Source organism: Pseudomonas sp. FP198 (genome assembly GCF_030687895.1).
Taxonomy (GTDB): domain Bacteria; phylum Pseudomonadota; class Gammaproteobacteria; order Pseudomonadales; family Pseudomonadaceae; genus Aquipseudomonas.
On record NZ_CP117452.1, the window covers coordinates 1,225,525 to 1,248,828 of the forward strand.

Here is a 23,304-nt window from a genome sequence, read left to right on the forward strand (position 1 = left end):
TTACGTTATACTCGCCGGCTTTCAAAAGTTCGCCAACGAGTGCTGCCCGCCATGGAAATCAACCCGATCCTGAACACCATCAAGGACCTGTCCGAGCGCTCCGAAACTATTCGGGGGTATCTTTGACTACGATCAAAAGCATGAGCGTCTGACCGAAGTCAATCGCGAGCTTGAAGATCCGAATGTCTGGAACAACCCTTCCTACGCCCAGGAGCTGGGCCGCGAGCGTTCTGCGCTGGCGCAGATCGTCGAGACCCTGGACGAGTTGTCCAGCGGCCTGGCCGACTGCCGCGACCTGCTGGACATGGCCGTCGAGGAAAACGACGAAGGCGCGGTCGGCGATGTGGTCGCCGAGCTGACGCGCCTGGACGAGAACCTGGCCAAGCTGGAGTTCCGCCGCATGTTCAGCGGCGAGATGGACATGAACAACGCCTACCTGGACATCCAGGCCGGCTCCGGCGGCACCGAGGCCCAGGACTGGGCCAACATCCTGCTGCGCATGTACCTGCGCTGGGCCGACAAACGCGGTTTCGACGCGACCATCATGGAACTGTCCGCCGGTGAAGTCGCCGGGATCAAGGGCGCTACCGTGCACATCAAGGGCGAGTACGCCTTTGGCTGGCTGCGCACCGAGATCGGCGTGCACCGCCTGGTGCGCAAGAGCCCGTTCGACTCCGGCAACCGCCGCCACACCTCGTTCTCGGCGGTATTCGTCTCGCCGGAAATCGATGACAACATCGAGATCGAGATCAACCCGGCCGACCTGCGTATCGACACCTACCGTTCCTCCGGGGCCGGTGGTCAGCACGTCAACACCACCGACTCGGCCGTACGGATCACCCACGTACCGACCAACACCGTGGTCAGTTGCCAGAACGAACGGTCCCAGCACGCCAACAAAGACACCGCGATGAAGATGCTGCGGGCGCGTTTGTACGAGCAGGAAGTGCAGAAGCGCAACGCGGCGTCCCAGGCCCTGGAAGACACCAAGTCGGACATTGGCTGGGGTCACCAGATCCGCTCGTACGTCCTCGACGCTTCGCGGATCAAGGACCTGCGCACCAGCATCGAACGCAGCGACTGCGACAAGGTGCTCGACGGCGACATCGATGAATATCTGATCGCCAGCCTCAAGCAAGGGCTGTAACGCGACACCCACGTGGCGGGCGGGCACGCTTTCGAAAGCGCGGCTCGCCGGCAGACTCCGGCCCGGGCCGGGGGCAACGAACCTGTGATGGAAACCTTAAAGACATGAGCGACCAAGAACTCGACCCGCAAGCCCTGCAACAGGAAGAAAACTCCCTGATCGCCCTGCGCAAGGAAAAGCTTGCTGCCGAGCGCGCCAAGGGCCAGGCCTTCCCCAACGACTTCCGCCGCGATTCATACTGCGATGCCTTGCAGAAGAAGTACGCGGACAAGACCAAGGAAGAGCTGGCCGAAGCGGCGATTCCGGTCAAGGTTGCCGGTCGCATCATGCTCGACCGTGGTTCGTTCCTGGTGATCCAGGACATGACCGGTCGCATCCAGGTCTACGTCAACCGCAAGACCCTGCCGGAAGAAACCCTGGCCGCCGTCAAGACCTGGGACCTGGGCGACATCATTGCCGCCGAAGGCACCCTGGCCCGTTCGGGCAAAGGCGACCTGTACGTCGAAATGACCAGCGTGCGCCTGCTGACCAAGTCCCTGCGCCCGCTGCCGGACAAGCACCACGGCCTGACCGACACCGAGCAGCGCTACCGCCAGCGCTACGTCGACCTGATCGTCAACGAAGACGTGCGCCACACGTTCCGCGTGCGCTCGCAGGTCATCGCGCACATCCGCAGCTTCCTGATGAAGCGTGACTTCCTGGAAGTCGAGACGCCGATGCTGCAGACCATTCCGGGTGGCGCGGCGGCCAAGCCGTTCGAAACCCACCACAACGCCCTGGACATGGAAATGTTCCTGCGCATCGCGCCGGAGCTGTACCTCAAGCGCTTGGTGGTCGGTGGTTTCGAGAAGGTCTTCGAGATCAACCGCAACTTCCGTAACGAAGGTGTTTCGACCCGGCACAACCCCGAGTTCACCATGCTCGAGTTCTACCAGGCCTACGCCGATTACAACGACAACATGGACCTGACCGAAGAACTGTTCCGCGAGCTGGCACAGTTGATCCTGGGCAGCACCGACGTGCCGTACGGCGACAAGGTGTTCCACTTTGGCGAGCCGTTCGTGCGCCTGTCGGTGTTCGATTCGATCCTCAAGTACAACCCGGAAATTACTGCGGCCGACCTGCAGGACATCGACAAGGCGCGTGCCATCGCCAAGAAGGCCGGCGCCAAGGTGCTCGGCTTCGAAGGCCTGGGCAAGCTGCAGGTGATGATTTTCGAAGAGCTGGTCGAGCACAAGCTGGAGCAGCCGCACTTCATTACCCAGTACCCGTTCGAAGTGTCGCCGCTGGCCCGTCGCAACGACGAGAACCCGAGCGTGACCGACCGTTTCGAACTGTTCATCGGCGGCCGTGAGATCGCCAACGCCTACTCCGAGCTCAACGACGCGGAAGACCAGGCCGAGCGCTTCATGGCCCAGGTGGCCGACAAGGACGCCGGTGACGACGAAGCCATGCACTACGACGCCGACTTCGTTCGCGCGCTGGAGTACGGCATGCCGCCGACGGCTGGCGAAGGCATTGGTATCGATCGTCTGGTGATGTTGCTGACCAACTCACCGTCGATCCGGGATGTCATCCTGTTCCCGCACATGCGGCCCCAAGCGTAAGTGTTTCAATTAAAAAGCCGCCTCGATGGGCGGCTTTTTAATGCCTGTCTGGTACAAACGTATCAATTGGTTACTTCTGAAATAGCGAGGAAAGACCTGTCGTGAATCGTGCAATGGCTCCAGAAGGTGCAGCGGGCGTCGCCACTGCTGTCGCTGAAAGTGTTCAGTACCAGGGTCGCAAGGCCAGCCGACAGGGCAGTGAACAGCGCCGCCAGGAGATTCTCGACGCGGCCATGCGCATTGTCGTGCGCGATGGCGTGCGTGCGGTGCGCCACCGCGCGGTGGCCGCCGAGGCGGGCGTGCCGCTGTCGGCCACCACTTATTATTTCAAGGACATCGACGACCTGCTCACCGACACCTTCGCCCAGTACGTGGAACGCAGCGCGGCGTTCATGGCCAAGCTGTGGACCAACAATGAAGGCCTGCTGCGCGAGATGGTCGCCTACGGGGATGGCAGCGCCGCGTCGCGCTCGCAACTGGCGGACGACATCGCGCGGATGACGGCGGACTACGTGCAGCATCAATTGCACAGTCGTCGCGACTACCTGATGGCCGAACAGGCCTTCCGCCAGGAAGCGCTGCTCAACCCGCGCCTGGCGGTGTTGGTGCGTTCTCACCAGCAGATTTTGCTGCACGGCACCTGTCAGTTTTTCCAGGTCCTGGGCTCCCGCGAGCCACAACAGGATGCCAAAGTGTTGACGGCGATTATCGGACGGATGGAATATCAGGGCTTGCTCAATGGCGCCGAGCCGGTAGCTGACGAAGACATGCTCGGCATCCTGACCCGTTACATGCACTTGGTACTGGCGTCGGTGTGACCCAAATGGGTTCACCACAGCCCCCTGTGGCGAGGGGATTTAGCGAAACGTCGCACCGCCCCGCTGGGCTGCGAAGCAGCCCCAAAACCAGCCAACTCGGTACATCTGGCTAACTGAGCTGACTGCAAGGGGGGCTGCTCCGCAGCCCAGCGGGGATAAATCCCCTCGCCACAGACCATAGGGAGTTCCAATGAAAGCCTGGCGTGCCGTTGCACTGGCCGTGTCGTTGCTGCTGCTCAGTGGCTGCCTGGTGTCGTTCAAGGCGCCGTTGCCCGACAGCGAAGCCGCGCCCAAGGGCCTGCTCGGCCACTGGACCAGCACCAACGCCTGGGGTGAGCCGGTGAACCTGGAACTGACGGAAGTCGGCAAGCATCGCTACCAGGCCGTCAGTTATTTCCGGGCCAGGCCCCAGGAGCGCGAAGCCATTCCCCTGACCGTCTCCCGTCACGGCAGTCGCTGGTATTTGTCGGCCAAGGTGCCGGCGCGCTTCGGCGGCCATTTCGTCATCGCCGGTTTCGAACTGACCGATAAGCAGGAACTGGTGGTCTACAACCTGGACATGGAACAGATCAACCAGGCCATCGGCCAGAAGCTCCTCAGCGGCCAGCCAAACCAGAGCGAGGAGGGTGATGGCGTGCTGGTGGACAGCGACATGAACAAGGTTTTCAGCTACCTCGACGACCCGGCCAATTCCGATGTGTTCTCGGAAGCCGTGCGCTACCAGCGACTGAGCAAATCCCAATAACGGCTACAAGCGGACGTTTTTTCACAGGAGTTTCGGGTGGACGATTACCAGCAGACGATACGCACCTTGTCCGATCGCATTGTGCTGGCGCAAACGCCGATTCGCATTCTCGACGCGGTGAAGTGGGACGAGAGCATCCGCAAGGGGTTCCTCAAGGCCAAGGGCAAGGAAATGCCCGCGGTGGATCGTGATTATTACCTCAACCGGCCACTCTCCTTTGATTCCAGCAAGGTGAAGCTGGAGTTCCAGAACATCGAGCGCGACATCACCCGTCAGCTTGGGCAGTTCAACCCGGTGGGCCAGATCATGCGGCGCATGTGCAAGGAATACCGCATGGTGGTGCGCATGCTCGAAGCGCGCGGCACCGAGGACTTCGGGCTGATTTCCCAGGAGCTGTACGGCGCCGCTTCCGATGCCTTCCACGCCGGTGACCCGACCCTGGCCGACCTGGGCCTGATGCTCTCCGATTACCTGAACAACATCGATGGCCGTGGCGACCTCAAGGACGAGCCCAAGGTGCTCAGTGCCAAGGAGGCCGTCAGCCTGCTGCAGCATCGCCTCAACCGGGTGTTTGGCGAGGCCGAGGAAACCATTCGCGTATTCGAGTCCGACGGTATCGTCGCCGACGCGGCGGCGGGCGCCGACTACATCAAGATCCGCACCGACGCGATGTTCAACGAGCGCGACGTACGGGCGCTGGAGGTCCATGAGGGGCTGGTGCACGTTGGCACCACCCTCAATGGTTTGAACCAGCCGATCTGCACCTTCCTGTCCAAGGGCCCGCCCTCGTCGACGGTGACTCAGGAAGGCCTGGCGATCCTGATGGAAATCATCACCTTCGCCTCCTACCCGAGTCGCCTGCGCAAACTCACCAACCGCACCCGCGCCATCCATATGGTGGAGGAGGGGGCCGACTTCCTGCAGGTCTTCGAGTTCTTCCGCGAGCAGGGCTTCGAAATGGCCGAAAGCTACGGCAACGCCAGCCGCGTTTTCCGTGGCTCGGTGCCGACCGGTCTGCCATTTACCAAAGACTTGTCCTACCTCAAGGGCTTCATCATGGTTTACAACTACATTCAGCTGGCCGTGCGCAAAGGCAAGCTGGAGCAGGTGCCGCTGCTGTTCTGTGGCAAGACCACCCTGGAGGATATGCGCACCCTGCGCCAGCTGGTGGATGAGGGCCTGGTCGTGCCGCCCAAATACCTGCCCGAGCAGTTCCGCGACATGAACGCCTTGTCGGCGTGGATGTGTTTTTCCAACTTCTTGAACCACCTGAGCCTGGACCGGATCGAAGCGGATTATTCGAACATTCTGTAACCACAACACCCAGCCCCTGTGGGAGCGAGCTTGCTCGCGATAGCGTCAGAACAGTCAGCACGGCTGTGACTGACCCTCCGCTATCGCGAGCAAGCTCGCTCCCACAGGGAACTGCGTTTACTTCTAACTTGCGAGGCTTCACCGGATGCGAACCCTCGGCATCATTTGCCTGCTGCTGGCCCTGAGTGGCTGCAGCTCCCTGCTGTTCTATCCCGAACGCGGCCTGCCATTCACGCCGCAGCGGGCCAAGCTCGAATACCGCGACGTCACCCTGACCACGGCCGACGGCCTGAAGCTACGTGGCTGGTGGCTGCCGGTGAAACCGGGTGTCGAGGTCAAGGGCACGGTGCTGCATTTGCACGGCAACGGCGGCAATCTGTCCTGGCACCTCGGCGGGAGCTGGTGGTTGCCGGAGCAGGGTTATCAAGTGCTGATGGTCGATTACCGGGGTTATGGGGTGTCCGAGGGCGAGCCGAGCCTGCCGGCGATCTACCGGGACATCGACGCTGCGTTCAAATGGCTCGACCAATCGCCCGAGGTCCAAGGCAAGCCGCTGATGCTGCTCGGCCAAAGCCTGGGTGGCGCGCTGGCGGTGCATTACCTGGTGGAGCATCCTCAGCGTCAACGGCAGCTCAAGGCGCTGGTGCTTGATGGCGTGCCCGCCAGCTATCGCGACGTCGGACGTTTTGCGCTGAGCACGTCATGGCTGACCTGGGCGTTGCAGGTGCCGCTGTCGTGGCTGGTGCCGGACGGCGACAGTGCCATCGGTTCGATCGCTCAACTGAACGGCGTGCCGAAACTGATCTACCACAGCCTTGACGACCCCATCGTGCCTCTTTCCAACGGCATCCGCTTGTATCAAGCTGCGCCGCCGCCCCGCGTCCTGCAACTGACCCGGGGTGGTCATGTGCAGACTTTCGCCGACCCGACCTGGCGAACCGTGATGTTGCGCTACCTCGACGATCCCCAGCACTTCGATGGCTTGCGCCGCCTGGGCGAGGTGCCGAACTACCCGAAATCATCCGTTGAATCATCCGAGAACCCGCAATGAGCGAAGAACGCAACGCCATCCCCCTGATCATCACCGGTATCTGCAGCATTCTCGGCACCGTCGCGGCGCTCTGGTACTACGGCTACCTGCATTTCGCCAAGCCCGAGGATGCGTTGCTGCTCAACCAGTTCACCATGCTCAAGACCGTGCCGGGCGAAGACTATAAAGTCGCCCTGGAGCCGGCGCCCCAGGTCGCCCAATGCATCGATGGCGTACTGGTGCTGTTCGATACCGAGCAGAAAGGCCTGACCGGTGTGCTGATCAACGAGAAGAAGCGCGCGGTGCGGTGTATGGGGCAGGAGACGCCGCAGAAGCTGCAACCGTAAGCCAATCCAAGGACACCACATTTTCCCATGTGGGAGCGAGCTTGCTCGCGATAGCGGTGGTTCAGCAACATTGTCAGTGGCTGACACTCCGCCATCGCGAGCAAGCTCGCTCCCACAGGGAAGGGGTACTGCCAACATATTCGGCCAATAAAAAGCCCCGCCTGATTGAAGTCAGGCGGGGCTTTTGCGTTGCGTCAGCCGATCAGTTGGCGCTCATGGTCGAGCGCGGGGCGACTGGCTGGTTGTCGTTGGAAATGGTCACTTCCACGCGACGGTTCATGGCACGGCCCGAGACGCTGGTGTTGTCGGCGACCGGAAATTCCTTGCCGTAACCCTGGGTCACGATGCGGGCCGGGTCGACGCCCATTTTCACCAGAGCGGTGCGCACCGAGCTGGCGCGGCGTTCGGACAGCGACTGGTTGTAGGAATCCGAACCGGTGCTATCGGTATAACCTTCGATGATCACCTTGCGATCCGGGTTTTCCTGAAGGAACTGCGCCAGTTTGCTCACATTGGTCATGCCGCTGGCGCGCAGGTCGGATTTGTTGGTGGCGAACAGCACGTCACCGAAGGTCACCAGCGTACCGCGCTCGGTCTGCTTGGCGTTGAGGCTGTCCTGCAACTGCTTGATCTGCGCGTTGCGGGCGTCGAGCAGTGCGCGGGCGCGTTCGTCACCGGCGTTTTTCAGCTCGGCTTCAGCGTTGCGCAAGGCGATGGTCTGCTTGGCCACTTCGACGCGCTGGTTGGTCAGGTAGGCCAGTTGGTCAACCTTGGCTTCGTCTTCGTTGTCCAGGTAGGCCTTGTCGGCCTTGGCCAGGAAGTCGGAGGCCTCCTTGGTTTCCAGGGCCGCGACCTTGGTGGCCGCCGGGTCGGCCTGCAGGCCGTTGTAGTTGGTACGGGCCTGTTCCAGGTTCGCGTTCGGGTCGTGGGAGCAAGCGGCCAGGGCTACGCAGGCGGCAAGCAGGGCGGGCATCATGAAATGTTTGTGCGTCATAGTCTGTCGTCCTTTTATCAATGAGAAGTACGTCGTGGCTCGAACAGGGTTACTGAACCTTGTTCATGCCTTCCTGACGCAGTTCCTGAACCCCTTTCTGGGAATCCTTGAGGGCCTGTTCGGCCTTGGCTGCCTGGGCCTTGCGTTCGGCAACGCGGGCATCCCATTCGGCCTGTTCGGCCAGACGCTTGGCCTCTTCGTAGTTCTCGTCGTGCATGGCGATCTCGGCCTGCTTGAGTTTGTCCTGGGCCGATTTCATTTCCACCGCGGCGAACTCGGTGCCGCCCGCGCTGACGGCGCTGTTGACCGCCGATTGCGTGACCGCGTATTGCTCCGAAGGTGGGTTGCCGGCGCAACCGGCCAGGATGAAGCTGCTACCGATAGCCAGGGCAGCCAACTTCAGGCCGCGCAAGCCAGTGGATGAGGGTTTGGCAGTGCAGGTATTCATAGGCTTCAACTCCATTGGAAAACTCCTGAAAAAACACTAATCCATGCTGGGACCGAAGCCGTGACGTCTGTTTTGGCGCTGGCGCCAGGGCGCGTTTATTTAAACGACCGTTCCAGTATGGTTACTCGGTGTGACCCGAGGCGTTTTTCAAAAGTTCAGGGAAGGATGGCCAATCGCCAAAAGAAATGCTGACTGATCGGTCAGTTGCCAAAAAGCTGAACTTTCAAGGCGGGCAGCGGTATCCCGGCACCACAAACTCGCTAGCGGTGCCGGGATAACGCGACGCGGGGAGGGGGAATCAGTGCTTGGACTTGTCGTTTTGCGAGGAGAGTTGGCGCAGATGACGACGGGACAAGGCGAGAAATCGCGGGGTCGGACCGACGTCTTCGTACAGCGGGTCGCCTTCTTCATCGGTGGCCACGACCTGCGAGCCCTTGATGTAGGGAAAGCTGGCTTCCAGCTCCTCCAGCGCCGCGCCGATCAATTCACCGAGCAGTTCTTCGGGCTGGCGCTTGGGGTACATGTCGCAGATCGCCGCCAGGCGTGCGGCGGCTTCCACATCCAGATGAATCGTATAACCGGTCTGGGTCAGGTGACCCTTGGCGTTTTCTTCCCAGTGCTGAGCAAGTTCACGGATTTTCATGATGGCGCCTCAATGGACCCGCTCGTGGCGGGCGCGACAGTGACAAGCCGTTGTGTGGCTTACCCATGAGACTAGCTTTGGCTGACAAGGTTTAAAGTCCCTTCGTCGCTTGTCATAAGCGACCGGCATCGGCACTCTCTCCTACAAAGCTGTCCGGACCTTTTTGCTGGAGACCTGCTGATGACCGATATTGATGCCCGCTTGCGCGAGGACGTCCACCTGCTCGGCGAGCTGCTGGGCAATACCATTCGCGACCAGTACGGAGACGCCTTTCTCGACAAGATCGAGCAGATTCGCAAAGGCGCGAAGGCTGACCGACGCGGATCGATGGATGCGGAACTGAGCGCCAGCCTCAACCAGTTGAGCGAGGACGAACTGCTGCCGGTAGCGCGGGCGTTCAACCAGTTCCTCAACCTGGCCAATATCGCCGAGCAATACCAGCTGATCCACCGCCGCGAAGAGTCCAGGCCGGCACCGTTCGAAGCACGCGTGCTGCCCGAGCTGCTGGCGCGCCTGCGAGCCGAAGGCCATGGCGCCGAGTCATTGGCCCGGCAGTTGGGCCGGCTGGAAATCGAACTGGTGCTCACTGCGCATCCCACGGAAGTCGCTCGGCGTACGTTGATCCAGAAATACGACGCGATCGCCGCGCAACTGGCCGCCCAGGACCATCGAGACCTCACCAGTGCCGAGCGCGCGCAGATCCACGAACGCTTGCAGCGGCTGATCGCCGAAGCCTGGCACACCGAAGAGATACGCCGGACCCGTCCGACTCCGGTGGACGAGGCCAAGTGGGGCTTCGCGGTGATCGAGCATTCGCTGTGGCACGCCATCCCCAATTACCTGCGCAAGGCTGACCAGGCCCTGCATGCCGCCACGGGGTTGCGCCTGCCGCTGGAAGCCGCGCCGATCCGCTTTGCCTCGTGGATGGGCGGCGACCGGGACGGCAACCCGAACGTCACCGCCGCGGTCACTCGCGAGGTGTTGCTGCTGGCGCGCTGGATGGCGGCTGACCTGTATTTGCGCGACGTCGATCATCTGGCCGCCGACTTGTCCATGCAGAAAGCCAACGAGGCCTTGCGCGCCCAGGCCGGTGACAGCGCCGAGCCCTATCGCGCGGTGCTCAAGCAATTGCGCGAACGCCTGCGAGCCACGCGCAACTGGGCCCAAGCCTCCTTGAAGGGCACGACGCCGGCGACCGCCGAGGTGTTGCAGGACAACCGTGAACTGCTCGATCCGTTGGAGTTGTGCTACCAGTCCCTGCATGAGTGCGGCATGGGCGTGATTGCCGACGGGCCGTTGCTCGATTGCCTGCGCCGAGCGGTGACTTTCGGCCTGTTCCTGGTGCGCCTCGACGTGCGCCAGGACTCGACGCGGCACACGGCGGCGATGACCGAGATCACCGATTACCTCGGGCTGGGGCGTTACGAGGAATGGGACGAAGAGCAGCGCATCGGTTTCCTCCTCGGCGAGCTGAATAATCGTCGGCCCTTGTTGCCGCCTTACTTCAAGCCGTCGGCCGATACGGCGGAAGTCCTGGCCACGTGCCGCGAGGTTGCGGCGGCACCGGCAGCGTCCCTGGGCTCTTATGTGATTTCCATGGCCGGCGCGGCTTCCGATGTGCTGGCGGTGCAGTTGCTGCTCAAGGAGGCCGGTGTATTGCGGCCGATGCGCGTAGTGCCGCTGTTCGAAACCCTCGCCGACCTGGATAACGCCGGGCCGGTGATCGAACGCCTGCTGTTGCTGCCGGGTTATCGCTCGCGCCTGCAAGGTCCCCAGGAAGTGATGATCGGCTATTCCGACTCGGCCAAGGACGCCGGGACCACGGCGGCGGCCTGGGCGCAATACCGCGCCCAGGAGCGGTTGGTGGACATCTGCCGCGAGCAGCAAGTCGAATTGCTGTTGTTCCATGGCCGCGGTGGCACCGTCGGCCGTGGTGGCGGCCCGGCGCACGCGGCGATCCTGTCCCAGCCGCCGGGCTCGGTGGCCGGACGTTTCCGCACCACCGAACAGGGCGAAATGATTCGTTTCAAATTCGGCCTGCCGGACATCGCCGAACAGAACCTCAATCTTTACCTCGCCGCAGTGCTCGAAGCGACCTTGTTGCCACCACCGCCACCAACCCCGCAATGGCGGCATCTGATGGATGAGTTGGCTGCCGACGGGGTCAATGCCTACCGGGCCGTCGTGCGGGAAAATCCGCAATTCGTCGAGTATTTCCGCCAGTCCACGCCGGAACAGGAACTGGGCCGCCTGCCCTTGGGCAGCCGTCCGGCCAAACGTCGGGCTGGCGGTATCGAAAGCCTGCGGGCGATCCCGTGGATTTTCGGCTGGACCCAGACCCGGCTGATGCTGCCGGCCTGGCTCGGTTGGGAAACCGCCCTGGGCAAGGCGCTGGAGCGCGGCGAGGGCGAACTGCTCGGTCAGATGCGTGAGCAATGGCCGTTCTTCCGCACCCGCATCGACATGCTGGAGATGGTCCTGGCCAAGGCCGACGCCGATATTGCCCAGTCCTATGACGAGCGTCTGGTGGAACCAGCGTTGCTGCCTTTGGGCGAGCATTTACGCGACCTATTGTCGCAGGCCTGTTCGGTGGTCCTGGGCCTGACCGGCCAGTCGCAGCTACTGGCACATAGCCCAGACACGCTGGAATTCATCCGCCTGCGCAATACCTACCTCGACCCGCTGCACCTGTTGCAGGCCGAGCTGCTGGCACGTTCGCGGCAGCAGGACGTGGCCCAGGGCAGCCCTGTGGAACAGGCGTTGCTGGTGTCTGTGGCAGGGATTGCCGCCGGTTTGCGCAACACCGGCTAACCTTCCGGAAAGTTGAAAAACAGCACGCCCGGCCTGTCCGGGCGTAGCTGTTTGCAGGGGCAGGGAGGTCGACCAGGCGACAGTTTGTTGCCCGGTTGCGACTCCCACTACCCCCTACGAAGGTCGCGTGCGGCGCGGGTTACTCCGACTTTCGGCGGCTTGTGTGGGTCGGGCCCGCTGTGTATCTTGATCAGCCTTTGGCCGTTTGGGCGGTCACGATCAAGTTTTTCGAAGATTGGCCCCACGAGGCGAATCCGAGCGTTTTACATAAAAAAATTGAGGAGCACATCGATGCGCGTCATTCTGCTGGGAGCTCCCGGGGCCGGTAAAGGTACTCAGGCAAAGTTCATCACCGAAAAATTCGGTATCCCGCAAATCTCCACTGGCGACATGCTTCGCGCCGCGGTCAAGGCTGGCACCCCACTGGGTGTTCAGGCCAAGAGCATCATGGATGCCGGCGGCCTGGTGTCGGATGACCTGATCATCGCGCTGGTCAAGGATCGCATCGCTCAATCCGACTGCGCCAACGGCTTCCTGTTCGATGGCTTCCCACGCACGATCCCTCAGGCTGAAGCCCTGGTGAGCGCTGGCGTGGAGCTCGACCATGTGGTCGAGATCGCGGTCGATGACGAGGAAATCGTCCAGCGTATTGCCGGGCGCCGCGTTCACGAAGCGTCGGGGCGTGTCTATCACACGGTCTACAATCCGCCGAAGACTGCTGGCAAAGACGACATTACTGGCGAAGAACTGGTGCAGCGCAAGGACGATACGGAAGAAACCGTGCGTCATCGCCTGTCGGTCTACCATTCGCAGACCAAGCCGCTGGTGGACTTCTACCAGAAGTTGTCTGCTGCTCATGGCAAGCCGAAGTACAGCCATATCCCGGGCGTCGGCTCGGTCGACGCGATCACCGGCAAGGTGCTTGAAGCACTGAGCTGAAAACGCTGATCGCAGCCTCAACTACGGCCCGCTTGCGGGCCGTAGTTGTTTATACTGGCGCACTTTTTCCCACCTGATTTACGGACATATCGATGAGCACCTTGCTGGCCCTGGACACCGCGACTGAAGCTTGCTCCGTTGCCTTGCTGCATGACGGCAAGGTCACGAGCCACTACGAGGTGATCCCGCGCCTGCATGCGCAAAAATTGCTGCCGATGATCCAGCAATTGCTCAGCAACGCCGGGATCACCTTGCAAGCCGTGGATGCGATCGCCTTTGGTCGCGGCCCGGGTGCGTTTACCGGCGTGCGCATCGCCATTGGCGTCGTGCAGGGCCTGGCCTTCGCCTTGGAACGCCCGGTATTGCCGGTCTCGAACCTGGCCGTACTGGCCCAGCGCGCCTTGCGCGAGCACGGCGCGCATCAGGTTGCGGCCGCCATCGATGCGCGCATGGACGAGGTGTACTGGGGCTGCTATCGCGAAACCGCTGGCGAGATGCGCCTGGTCGGTGCCGAGGCGGTGTTGCCACCCGAAGCGGCGGCGTTGCCGACTGACACCCGCGGTGACTGGTTCGGCGCCGGTACCGGTTGGGGCTACGGCGAGCGAATCGGCGTCAGCCTTGTCGGCCAGGATGCCTCGATGTTGCCCCATGCCGAAGACCTGCTGGCCCTGGCACGCTTTGCCTGGGAGCGCGGCGAAGCCATCCCGGCCGACGATGCGCAGCCGGTCTACCTGCGGGACAAGGTAGCGACGCCCAAGTCCGAACGGTAAACCCAAACTTGACCACACTCTCGAGCGAGCACAATTGTGGCGAGGGAGCTTGCTCCCTCGCCACAAAGGCGTTGCTCCGGCTCAAAACCCGCCAAAGTCATCCTAAGAGCCAAAAGTCACACGCAAAATTGCCAGTCGTCACTTTTTTCGCCGGTTTTTAAACCTTTTTGCCTTTATGTGTTCTAGTTATCACTTGCGCATTTGCGCGGATACGAATGTGCCGCTAAATTGCCATCATTGATACCGAGCATTCTGTTATGCGTATAGACGGCGTTTCATCCCAGTCCTACCCCATCAAGCGTCGGCCTCGTGCGGGTAAAGCCGCTGAGCCGGAAAACTTCGATGACATCGATGGTGAGCTGGAATTTCCGTCCGAAGAGCAACTGGCCGCCCGCGCCGCCAAAGCCTCTGCGCAACGCCTGAGCAATCTTCCCGCCCGTCAGCAGGACATGCTGTATCACCGCGCCATGAGCCGCAGTGTCGCCACGGCGCTGGCCAGCTACCTGAGCACCGCCGGTTTTGTTGATTGGGATATGGAAGTGCTGGGCCTCGACCTCTACATCTGATGCGGTTGCCCTACTATCTGGGTTGCCCGTCCTGGAGCGAAAACGCCTGGCGCGATTATCTTTATCCCCAGGACGCCAAAAGCTCCGATTTCCTCAGTCTCTACTCTCAAGTATTCAATGCCGTGGAAGGCAACACGACCTTCTACGCGAGCCCGGCCGCGTCCACCGTTCAGCGCTGGGCCGAGATCATGCCCGAGCACTTTCGCTTCACCGCCAAGATCCCCGGTGACATCAGCCACGGCGGCGACCTGCGCGAACACCTGACCGCCACCGAAACCTTTGTCCAGTTGCTGAGCCCGTTGGGCAAGCGCGTCTCGCCGTTCTGGCTGCAACTGTCCAAGGCGTTCACGCCCAATCGATTGCCGGAGCTGGCGGCATTCATCGAGGCGTTCCCACGGCCGTTGGCCGTAGAGGTGCGTCACGCTGAGTTTTTTGCCAAAGGCGACGCCGAACGACAGCTCAACCGCTTGCTGCTCGATCGCGGTGTCGAACGCATCTGTCTCGATCCCCGCGGCTTGTTCAGCTGCGCGTCGACCGCCCCTGAAGTCATTCATGCGCAATACAAGAAGCCCCGGGTGCCGACGCGGCCGGCGGCGTTCACTCAATACCCGCAAGTGCGCTTCGTCGGTCATCCGGTAGTCGAGGCCAACGAGCCGTTCCTGACGCCATGGGTAGAAAAAATCGCCGTGTGGATCGAAGAGGGGCGCACGCCGTATATGTTCCTGCACACCGCCGACAATCTGCTGGCGGCGAAACTCGCGATGCATTTTCACAGCCGCCTGATGAAGCGTTTGCCTGGCTTGCCGGCGCTGCCTGAGCTATATAGAGAACCCGCCGCCGAGCAACTCGGTCTGCTCTGAGGCGAACTCCGCAAAATTGCCCAGGAGCGACTTTCATGGATGCACAAACCCGCCGAGCCCAGGCGTTCAAGGCCTTGCACGAACGCGATGGGGCGTTTGTCATTCCCAATCCATGGGATGCCGGTTCGGCAAAGATGCTCGCCAGCCTCGGCTTTGAAGCATTGGCGACGACCAGTGCCGGTCACGCTTTTTCCCTGGCACGACCTGACGGCGCCCTGGGCCTTGATGACACGCTGGCGAATGTGCGAGCGATTGTTGCGGCCACGGACCTGCCAGTGGCCGTCGACCTGGAAAACGGCTTTGCCGATGCGCCCGAAGACTGCGCCCGCAGCTTGCTCAGCGCGGCGCAAGCCGGCGCGGTAGGGGGCTCCATTGAAGATGCCACGGGCCGCGAAGACAGCCCGATCTACGATTTCGAGCACGCCGTGGCGCGGGTCAAGGCCGCCGCCGAGGCGGTGCGCAGTCTGCCTTTCCCTTTCCTGCTGACCGCGCGGGCGGAAAATTTCCTGCATGGCAGGCCGGATCTGGACGACACGATCCGGCGCCTGAAGGCCTTCGCCGACGCCGGCGCCGATGTGCTGTACGCGCCGGGGCTGAGCAGCGCCGAGCAAGTGCTGGCGGTGGTCCGGGCCGTGGCGCCCAAGCCCGTTAACGTACTGATGTCCGGCGCGCTGGACCTGACGGTGGCCCAATTGAGTGAACTGGGCGTCAAGCGCATCAGTGTCGGATCGGCCCTCGCGCTGGCGGCGTATGGCGAGTTTTTCCGCGCCGCCGAAGAAATCCAGCGGCAGGGGACCTTCACTTTCACCCGTCGCTCAATGCCTTTCAACCAGGCCAATCAATTATTCAAGGGTTGAAGCCCGGGGCGTTGTCGTGCGGTTTTTGAAAGGACTGATGGTATTGACGCTGATCGCTGGCGTCGCGGTGGTGGCGGTATGGCGCGGTTGGCTGGCCGTACCGCCGCAATGGAACCCCTGGGCGCCGCTGGACGTGAAAGCGCCGCCAAATCTGCTGACCCGCTACAAACTCATGGCGCTGCGCAACGATCCGCAACTGTGTGACCAGGCGCTCGCCACGTCGGGGCTGCGCACCGCTCGCCAGGCTGACAGCGGCGCCAATACCTCGTGCCCGCTGACCAATGTGCTGCGGGTGCAGGGCGGTGAGGTAGGGTTGAGCAGCAGCTTCCTCGCCAGTTGCCCACTGGCGGTGGCCTTCGCGCTGTTCGAGCGCCATGCATTGCAGCCGGCGGCAATGGCCGCCTATGGCAAGCAAGTCACGCGGGTCGATCACCTGGGCAGTTTTGCCTGTCGCAACATGTACGGTCGTGAAAGCGGCGCGCGCAGCCAGCACGCCACTGCCAGCGCGTTGGACATCGCCGGGTTTCGCCTGGCCGATGGACGAACCGTCAGCGTGCTCAGGGATTGGCCGAAGGACAACACCGATGCGCAGTTTCTACGGCAGGTGCGCGATGGCGCCTGCGACATGTTCAGTGTGGTCTTGAGTCCGGATTACAACGCGGCGCACCGCAACCATTTTCATCTGGATGTGGGGCCCTGGTGGATTTGTCGTTGAGGACTCAGGCAGCGATGCGCAGGTTCTGCAATACGATCGGACGCGCCCAGCGAGTGTCGAAGTCCAGTTGTTTCTGCTGTGCCACCAGTTCCTCTTCCGGGAATGGAGGGAATGGCTTGTCCAACAGGTCGAGCTCGAATTCGGCAATCGGCAGGGGCAGTCGACGCGGCTGTGGCGCCGGGCCCGGTTCTGGCAACGGTTGACCGGCGGCGAGGACAATCGGGCGAACCCAGTTGCTCTCGAAGGTCTGCTGCTTTTGCTGTGCGACGATTTCTTCTGGCGGGAAGGGCGGGAACGGCTTGTCGAGCAAATCGAGTTCGAACTCGGCGATCGGCAGGAACAACGGCTCGGGTGGCTTGACCTGGGTTTCCGTCACGTCGCAGGTGCGCTGGCTGACGATATGCTCCAGCAGCTCGGCGCCCAGGGTCGGTTCAACCGCTTCATCGAGGGCGACTGGCTGGTAGCTGCCGGGCGCCGGTGCGTTTTCACCTAACTGGTCGGCCAGGGCCCGGGCAAAAAAATCCTGCCACAGGTGACTGACGCCGCTCAGCGCTTGGGTGTTGCGCAGGCTGTAATCGCCGTAAGGGGAGATAACGCCTATCGATGTGGATTGAATGTCTGACATTTTTCTCGGTCGACGCTCAGCTCTGGCAAAATGCCGTTCACCGTTGTTATCGGCCGTTTTTGCCGATCCTTAATTTTTTGAGCATGTTTTCATGATTGAGCAACCCGCGGCTTGCCGCATCCACGTCGAGGCTCTGGCCCCGGCGTTCCAGCCCCGCGCCGAGCAGTGGGCCGAACAGCTCGGCCTGCCGTTGCAGATGGATGACGGCGAGTTCGCCTTGCAGGTCGGCGAGCACGGGTTGCAATTGCAGCAGCTGGGTCCCGATGCGCCGGGACCGGTGCGCGTGGATTTCGTCGAGGGCGGCGCAGCCCATCGTCGCCTGTACGGGGGCGGCAGTGGCCAGATGATCGCCAAGGCAGTCGGTGTCGCCCAGGGTGTCCGTCCGCGAGTGCTGGATGCCACGGCGGGGTTGGGCAAGGATGCGTTCGTGCTGGCGAGTCTCGGTTGCGAGATGAGCCTGATCGAGCGCCAACCCTTGATCGGTGCTTTGCTGGAGGATGGCCTGGCTCGCGGTGCGGAAGATTTCGATGTGGCGCCAATTGTGGCGCGGATGCGCTTGCTCAAGGGCAATTCCATCGAAGTGATGCGCAACTGGCAAGGCGAGCCGCCCCAGGTGATCTACCTGGACCCGATGTTTCCCCATCGGGAGAAAACCGCCCTGGTGAAAAAAGAGATGCGCCTGTTCCGCCCGCTGGTGGGCGATGATACCGACGCCCCGGCGCTGCTTGCCGCCGCGCTGGCGTTGGCGACCCACCGGGTGGTGGTCAAGCGCCCGCGCAAGGCACCCTGCATTGAAGGGCCGAAGCCGAGCCATGGGCTGGAAGGCAAGTCCAGTCGGTACGATATCTATCCGAAGAAAGCGCTCAAGGCTTGAGACCGGGGTGACTTCATTCGCGAGCAGGCTCGCTCCCACATTGGACTTTGGCACTCTCAACCCTGTGGTAGGGAGCTGTTCACAGAATCCATATTCACCACCGTCCTCCTGTGGGAGCGAGCCTGCTCGCGAAGAGGCCCTCCCAGCCAGCGAAAGTGACCGGTCGAACTAAGGCCGATAAGCCCGCACAAACAACCCCACCACTTCCTGCACATGCGCTTCGGCCGCTTCGGCGTCCTGCGGCCCGTCGCAGCCGTACAGCAACCTGAAGTTCGCCGCGCCCTTGATCAGGCAGAAGAAATGTTCGGCGGCGTTGCGCGGTTTGTCGATGCTCAGGGCGCCGCTCTGGTCGATCTTGGTCAGCAACCTTTCCATCTCTGAAAGCATTCGCTGCGGGCCGGCCTGGTAGAAAATGGTCGAGAGTTTCGGATCCTGGCTACCCAGCGCCACCATCAGCCGATGCAGGTTCACCGATTCGTCGCTGTTGATCAGTTGGTTGAAGCCGCGGGCGATGTTCAGCAGCACGTGTTCAATCGGAACACCGTCGGCCCATTCGAAGAAAAGCGGCGGCACCTGTTCCTCGCACTTGGCAATCACGGCGGCGGAAAACAGCGTTTCCTTGTCATTGAAATGGCTGTAGACGGTCAGCTTCGAGACGCCGGCCTCGGTGGCCACGGCGTCCATGCTGGTGCTGGCGTAGCCCAGGCTCAGGAACAGGCGTTTCGCGGCCTCGAGAACGGCCTGGCGCTTGGCCAGATCCTTGGGACGACCAGGGCCGCTGGAGGAGGGAGGATTGTTCGACATTATTCGCTTTTAATACTGGACTGGTGAGTTTGCTATTAATAACATACTCGCCAGTATAATTATTCCAAGCATCATTAGCGAAAGGTCATCCACCATGTTCCGCTATGTCCTGCCCCTCGCCGTGCCAGTCAGCCTGGCTTTTTTATTGTCTGCGTGCGGTCATGAGGAGCCGACGCCGGTCGCCGTGCGCCCAGCGATGGTCGTCAAGCCGGAGCCTTCGGCCCAGGCGATGGACAGTTATCCCGGCGAAGTACGGGCGCGGTTCGAGCCGGACCTGGCGTTTCGCATTGGCGGCAAAGTAAGCCGCCGGCTGGTGGAAGAGGGCCAGCGGGTCAAGGCCAACCAGGCGCTGGCCGAACTCGACCCCGAGGATGTGCGCCTGCAACTGGAAGCGAGCCGGGCCCAGGTCGCCGCGGCCGAGGCCAACCTGAGCCTGGTGAAAGCCGAGCGTGACCGCTACAAGACCTTGATGGAACGGCAGATGGTCAGCCGCTCACAATACGACAACGCCGAGAATCTCTATCGCTCCGGTGCCGCGCGGCTCAAGCAGATCAAGGCCGAATTCGACGTTGCCAGCAACCAGGCCAGCTATTCGGTGTTGCGTGCACCCCAGGACGGCGTGGTGGCCCGGCGGGCGGTGGAAGTCGGTCAGGTGGTGTCGGCTGGACAGACCGTCTTCACCTTGGCCACCGATGGCGAGCGTGAAGTGTTGATCAGCCTGCCGGAGCAGGGATTTGGTCGGTTCAAGATCGGCCAGCCAGTGTCGGTGGAGTTGTGGAGCCAGCCCGATCAGCGCTTCAGCGGACGCATCCGCGAACTCTCGCCGGCCGCCGATCCGAAATCCCGTACCTTCGCCGCTCGCGTCGCCTTCACCGCGGGCAGCGTCCCGGCGGAACTGGGCCAGAGCGCCCGGGTGTTTATCCAGACCGCTGAAAAGGCGCCGCTGTCGGTGCCATTGTCGGCCCTCACCGCCGAGAACGGCGCCACCTTCGTCTGGGTGGTCAAGCCCGACAACACGCTCAGGAAAGTCCCGGTGCGCGTTGGCGCCTTCGGTGAAAAGACCGTGCCGGTGCTCGAAGGCCTGAGCGCCAATGACTGGGTGGTGGCTGCTGGCGTGCATGTGCTTCTGGACGGCCAGCAGGTACGGCCGGTGGATCGCTCCAATCGCGTGGTCAACCTGGCGGCCAAGGAGTAATCCCCGATGGGCTTCAATCTCTCCGAATGGGCGTTGCGTAACCGCCAGATCGTACTGTTCCTGATGCTTTTGCTGGCGATCGTCGGCGCGCTTTCCTACACCAAGCTGGGTCAGAGCGAAGATCCGCCATTCACCTTCAAGGCCATGGTCATCCGAACCGTCTGGCCAGGGGCCACGGCCGAGGAAGTGTCGCGCCAGGTCACCGAGCGTATCGAAAAGAAGCTCATGGAAACCGGCGACTACGAAAAGATCGTCTCGTTTTCCCGCCCGGGAGAATCCCAGGTGACTTTTGCGGCTCGCGACTCCATGCATTCCAGGCAGATTCCCGAGCTGTGGTACCAGATCCGCAAGAAGATCGGCGATATCCGGCAGACCTTGCCGCCCGGTATCCAGGGACCGTTCTTCAACGATGAGTTCGGCACTACCTTCGGCAATATCTACGCGCTCACCGGCGACGGCTTCGATTATGGCGTGCTCAAGGATTACGCCGACCGTATCCAGATCCAGCTGCAGCGGGTCAAGGACGTGGGCAAGGTCGAGTTGGTCGGCCTGCAGGACGAGAAAATCTGGGTCGAGCTGTCGAACGTGAAGCTGGCGACCCTCGGCTTGCCCCTGGCGGCTGTCCAGCAGGCTCTGCAGGCGCAGAACGCGGTATCGACCGCCGGCTTCTTCGAGACCGGCAGCGAGCGATTGCAGCTCCGGGTCTCGGGGAATTTCCAGACCGTGGAAGAGATCCGTGACTTTCCGATCCGCGTGGCCGACCGGACCTTCCGCATCGGTGACGTGGCCGATGTTCGTCGCGGCTTCAATGATCCACCGGCGCCGCGCATGCGCTTCATGGCGGAGGACGCCATCGGTCTGGCCGTGGCGATGAAGGAGGGCGGCGACATCCTGATCCTCGGCAAGGCCCTCGAAGCCGAGTTTGCCCGCATCCAGAACACCCTGCCGGCGGGCATGCAACTGCGCAAGGTTTCCGACCAGCCGGCTGCGGTGAAGACCGGCGTCGGCGAGTTTGTCCAGGTACTGGTGGAAGCACTGACGATCGTGTTGCTGGTGAGCTTCTTTTCCCTGGGCCTGCGCACCGGAATGGTGGTGGCGCTGGCGATTCCGCTGGTCTTGGCGATGACCTTCGCCGCGATGTATTACCTGGGCATCGGTTTGCACAAGATTTCCCTTGGCGCGTTGGTGTTGGCGCTGGGGCTGTTGGTGGACGATGCGATCATCGCGGTGGAGATGATGGCCATCAAGATGGAGCAGGGCTACGACCGGATCAAGGCGGCCAGCTTTGCCTGGACCAGCACGGCGTTCCCGATGCTCACCGGTACCCTGATCACAGCGGCGGGGTTCTTGCCGATCGCCACCGCGCAATCGGGCACCGGTGAGTACACCCGTTCGATTTTCCAGGTGGTGACCCTCGCACTGCTCGCTTCGTGGGTGGCCGCGGTGGTATTCGTGCCGTATCTCGGGGAAAAACTCCTGCCGGACCTGGCGAAGATTCACGCAGCCAGGCATGGCACCGCTGACGGCCAGCCGGACCCCTACGGCACGCCGTTCTATCAGCGAGTCCGGCGAACGGTGGAATGGTGCGTGCGTCGACGCAAGACGGTGATCACCTTGACCGTGTTGTTGTTCGTTGGCTCGGTGGTGCTGTTCCGTTTTGTCCCGCAGCAGTTTTTCCCGGCGTCGGGACGACTGGAGCTGATGGTCGACCTGAAACTGGCCGAAGGCGCTTCGCTGGTCAACACAGCGGAGCAGGTCAAGCGCCTTGAAGCGCTGCTCAAGGACCACGCCGGTATCGACAATTACGTGGCCTACGTCGGCACCGGCTCACCACGCTTCTACTTGCCGCTGGATCAACAACTGCCGGCGCCGAGCTTTGCCCAATTCGTCGTGCTGGCCAAGACCATCGAAGACCGCGAGCCCCTGCGCAGTTGGCTGATCAGCACACTGAACGAGCAGTTCCCGACCCTGCGCTCGCGGGTCACACGCCTGGAAAACGGCCCGCCAGTAGGGTATCCGGTGCAGTTCCGGGTGACGGGCGAGCACATCGAAGAAGTTCGCGCGCTTGCCCGGAAAGTCGCGACAAAGGTTCGCGAAAACCCCTACGTCGCCAATGTCCACCTGGACTGGGAAGAGCCGAGCAAGGTGGTGTACCTCAACATCGATCAGGATCGCGCCCGCGCGTTGGGCGTCACCACAGCCAACCTGTCGAGCTTCCTGCAAAGCTCCCTCACCGGCTCCAGTGTCAGCCAATACCGCGAAGACAACGAGTTGATCGAGATCCTGCTGCGCGGCACCGTGCATGAGCGCACCGAGCTGTCACTGTTGCCGAGCCTGGCGGTGCCTACCGACAACGGCACGAGCGTTGCGCTGTCGCAGATCGCGACGCTGGAATACGGCTTTGAAGAAGGGGTGATCTGGCACCGCAACCGTCTGCCCAGTGTGACCGTACGTGCCGACATCTATGGCAAGGAGCAACCGGCGACGCTGGTGCAACAGATTTTCCCTACCCTGGACCCGATTCGCGCAGAGTTGCCGGACGGCTACCTGCTGGAAGTCGGGGGCACGGTGGAGGATTCAACCCGCGGACAGAAATCGGTGAATGCGGGCGTGCCGCTGTTCATCGTGGTGGTGCTGACGTTGCTGATGCTGCAGTTGCGCAGCTTCTCGCGCACGGCGATGGTGTTTCTTACCGCGCCGCTGGGACTGATCGGCGTCACGCTGTTCCTGCTGGTGTTCCGCCAGCCGTTCGGTTTCGTCGCCATGCTCGGCACCATCGCGTTGTCCGGGATGATCATGCGCAATTCGGTGATCCTGGTGGACCAGATCGAACAGGACATCAAGGCGGGGCTCGCCCCCTGGCAGGCGATCATCGAGGCGACCGTGCGCCGTTTCCGGCCGATTGTACTGACTGCACTGGCGGCGGTCCTGGCGATGATCCCACTGTCGCGCAGCCTGTTCTTCGGGCCGATGGCGGTGGCTATCATGGGCGGCTTGATCGTGGCGACGGCGTTGACGCTATTGTTCCTGCCGGCGTTGTATGCGGCGTGGTTCAGGGTCAGGAAAAACTGACCCACAGGCGCACATCGGACCTGTGGCGAGGGAGCTTGCTCCCGCTCGGTTGCGCAGCGACCGCAAAAGACCTGGGGGCGCTACGCGCCCCAGCGGGAGCAAGCTCCCTCGCCACAGGTATTG

Annotated in this window: 22 protein-coding genes; 17 read left to right on the forward strand and 5 right to left on the reverse strand. The window is 62.2% G+C overall.

The window, feature by feature from the left end:
• The first annotated feature begins 51 nt into the window (after positions 1–51).
• From prfB to PSH78_RS05735, 7 genes are all read left to right on the forward strand, one after another.
• Positions 52–1,147, forward strand: a protein-coding gene (prfB, locus tag PSH78_RS05705) for a peptide chain release factor 2 (protein ID WP_095963568.1) whose coding sequence is annotated in 2 segments (ribosomal slippage) — positions 52–123 and positions 125–1,147 — 1,095 coding nt in all. Because the reading frame shifts where the segments join, the coding sequence is not laid out codon by codon here.
• A gap of 104 nt (positions 1,148–1,251) precedes the next feature.
• Positions 1,252–2,754 carry a lysine--tRNA ligase gene (gene lysS / locus PSH78_RS05710; protein WP_305499056.1) on the forward strand — a complete coding sequence of 501 codons (1,503 nt, stop codon included), beginning with the start codon at positions 1,252–1,254 and terminating at the stop codon, positions 2,752–2,754.
• Between the two features lie 101 nt (positions 2,755–2,855).
• A complete protein-coding gene (locus PSH78_RS05715; protein ID WP_305499057.1) occupies positions 2,856–3,572 on the forward strand; it encodes a TetR/AcrR family transcriptional regulator in 717 nt (238 codons plus the stop codon).
• A gap of 190 nt (positions 3,573–3,762) precedes the next feature.
• A complete protein-coding gene (locus PSH78_RS05720; protein ID WP_305499058.1) occupies positions 3,763–4,317 on the forward strand; it encodes a hypothetical protein in 555 nt (184 codons plus the stop codon).
• 36 nt (positions 4,318–4,353) lie between these two features.
• Entirely contained in the window at positions 4,354–5,631 is a 1,278-nt protein-coding gene (locus PSH78_RS05725; protein ID WP_014336757.1) for a flavohemoglobin expression-modulating QEGLA motif protein, read from the forward strand.
• A gap of 145 nt (positions 5,632–5,776) precedes the next feature.
• Positions 5,777–6,682: an alpha/beta hydrolase gene (locus tag PSH78_RS05730; RefSeq protein WP_305499059.1), complete on the forward strand. Its 906-nt coding sequence runs from the start codon at positions 5,777–5,779 to the stop codon at positions 6,680–6,682.
• A complete protein-coding gene (locus tag PSH78_RS05735) occupies positions 6,679–7,008 on the forward strand; it encodes a hypothetical protein (protein WP_305499060.1) in 330 nt (109 codons plus the stop codon). Before PSH78_RS05730 ends, PSH78_RS05735 begins: the two co-directional genes overlap by 4 nt.
• Positions 7,009–7,210: 202 nt before the next feature.
• Here the strand turns inward: PSH78_RS05735 and PSH78_RS05740 are convergent, their stop codons facing one another.
• The 3 genes from PSH78_RS05740 to PSH78_RS05750 all read right to left on the reverse strand — a co-directional run bounded on the left by PSH78_RS05740 (position 7,211) and on the right by PSH78_RS05750 (position 9,093).
• Positions 7,211–8,002: an OmpA family protein gene (locus PSH78_RS05740; protein ID WP_305499061.1), complete on the reverse strand. Its 792-nt coding sequence runs from the start codon at positions 8,000–8,002 to the stop codon at positions 7,211–7,213.
• Between the two features lie 49 nt (positions 8,003–8,051).
• Entirely contained in the window at positions 8,052–8,465 is a 414-nt protein-coding gene (locus PSH78_RS05745) for a DUF4398 domain-containing protein (protein ID WP_014336761.1), read from the reverse strand.
• Positions 8,466–8,748: 283 nt separating this feature from the next.
• Positions 8,749–9,093 (reverse strand): pilin assembly protein, encoded by a 345-nt coding sequence (locus PSH78_RS05750; RefSeq protein ID WP_305499062.1) that lies wholly within the window; start codon positions 9,091–9,093, stop codon positions 8,749–8,751.
• 180 nt (positions 9,094–9,273) lie between these two features.
• Between PSH78_RS05750 and ppc the strand changes: the two genes are divergently transcribed.
• The 7 genes from ppc (at position 9,274) to PSH78_RS05785 (ending at position 16,611) form a co-directional block, all read left to right on the forward strand.
• Positions 9,274–11,904, forward strand: coding sequence for a phosphoenolpyruvate carboxylase (gene ppc / locus PSH78_RS05755; RefSeq protein WP_305499064.1), 2,631 nt, complete (start codon positions 9,274–9,276; stop codon positions 11,902–11,904).
• 291 nt (positions 11,905–12,195) lie between these two features.
• A complete protein-coding gene (gene adk / locus PSH78_RS05760) occupies positions 12,196–12,843 on the forward strand; it encodes an adenylate kinase (protein ID WP_305499065.1) in 648 nt (215 codons plus the stop codon).
• Between the two features lie 92 nt (positions 12,844–12,935).
• The gene (tsaB, locus tag PSH78_RS05765; protein WP_305499066.1) at positions 12,936–13,613 is read left to right on the forward strand and encodes a tRNA (adenosine(37)-N6)-threonylcarbamoyltransferase complex dimerization subunit type 1 TsaB; all 678 of its coding nucleotides are present in this window, start codon (positions 12,936–12,938) and stop codon (positions 13,611–13,613) included.
• 257 nt (positions 13,614–13,870) lie between these two features.
• Positions 13,871–14,179: a hypothetical protein gene (locus tag PSH78_RS05770; RefSeq protein WP_305499067.1), complete on the forward strand. Its 309-nt coding sequence runs from the start codon at positions 13,871–13,873 to the stop codon at positions 14,177–14,179.
• Positions 14,179–15,039, forward strand: a complete 861-nt coding sequence (locus PSH78_RS05775) for a DUF72 domain-containing protein (protein WP_305499068.1) — start codon at positions 14,179–14,181, stop codon at positions 15,037–15,039. Before PSH78_RS05770 ends, PSH78_RS05775 begins: the two co-directional genes overlap by 1 nt.
• A 35-nt stretch (positions 15,040–15,074) precedes the next feature.
• Entirely contained in the window at positions 15,075–15,896 is an 822-nt protein-coding gene (locus PSH78_RS05780) for an oxaloacetate decarboxylase (protein WP_305499069.1), read from the forward strand.
• 37 nt (positions 15,897–15,933) lie between these two features.
• Positions 15,934–16,611 (forward strand): extensin family protein, encoded by a 678-nt coding sequence (locus tag PSH78_RS05785; RefSeq protein WP_370871111.1) that lies wholly within the window; start codon positions 15,934–15,936, stop codon positions 16,609–16,611.
• Between the two features lie 4 nt (positions 16,612–16,615).
• Here PSH78_RS05785 and PSH78_RS05790 read toward each other — a convergent pair whose 3' ends face one another.
• Complete coding sequence (locus PSH78_RS05790) at positions 16,616–17,236, reverse strand: energy transducer TonB (protein ID WP_305499072.1); 621 nt, start codon at positions 17,234–17,236, stop codon at positions 16,616–16,618.
• A gap of 91 nt (positions 17,237–17,327) precedes the next feature.
• Between PSH78_RS05790 and PSH78_RS05795 the strand changes: the two genes are divergently transcribed.
• The gene (locus tag PSH78_RS05795; RefSeq protein WP_370871065.1) at positions 17,328–18,110 is read left to right on the forward strand and encodes a class I SAM-dependent methyltransferase; all 783 of its coding nucleotides are present in this window, start codon (positions 17,328–17,330) and stop codon (positions 18,108–18,110) included.
• Positions 18,111–18,278: 168 nt separating this feature from the next.
• Here the strand turns inward: PSH78_RS05795 and PSH78_RS05800 are convergent, their stop codons facing one another.
• Entirely contained in the window at positions 18,279–18,914 is a 636-nt protein-coding gene (locus PSH78_RS05800; RefSeq protein WP_305499073.1) for a TetR/AcrR family transcriptional regulator, read from the reverse strand.
• A gap of 94 nt (positions 18,915–19,008) precedes the next feature.
• Between PSH78_RS05800 and PSH78_RS05805 the strand changes: the two genes are divergently transcribed.
• Together PSH78_RS05805 and PSH78_RS05810 are read left to right on the forward strand one after the other, a co-directional pair.
• A complete protein-coding gene (locus PSH78_RS05805; RefSeq protein WP_305499075.1) occupies positions 19,009–20,109 on the forward strand; it encodes an efflux RND transporter periplasmic adaptor subunit in 1,101 nt (366 codons plus the stop codon).
• A 6-nt stretch (positions 20,110–20,115) separates the two neighbouring features.
• Complete coding sequence (locus tag PSH78_RS05810; protein WP_305499076.1) at positions 20,116–23,181, forward strand: efflux RND transporter permease subunit; 3,066 nt, start codon at positions 20,116–20,118, stop codon at positions 23,179–23,181.
• The last annotated feature ends 123 nt before the right edge of the window (positions 23,182–23,304 follow it).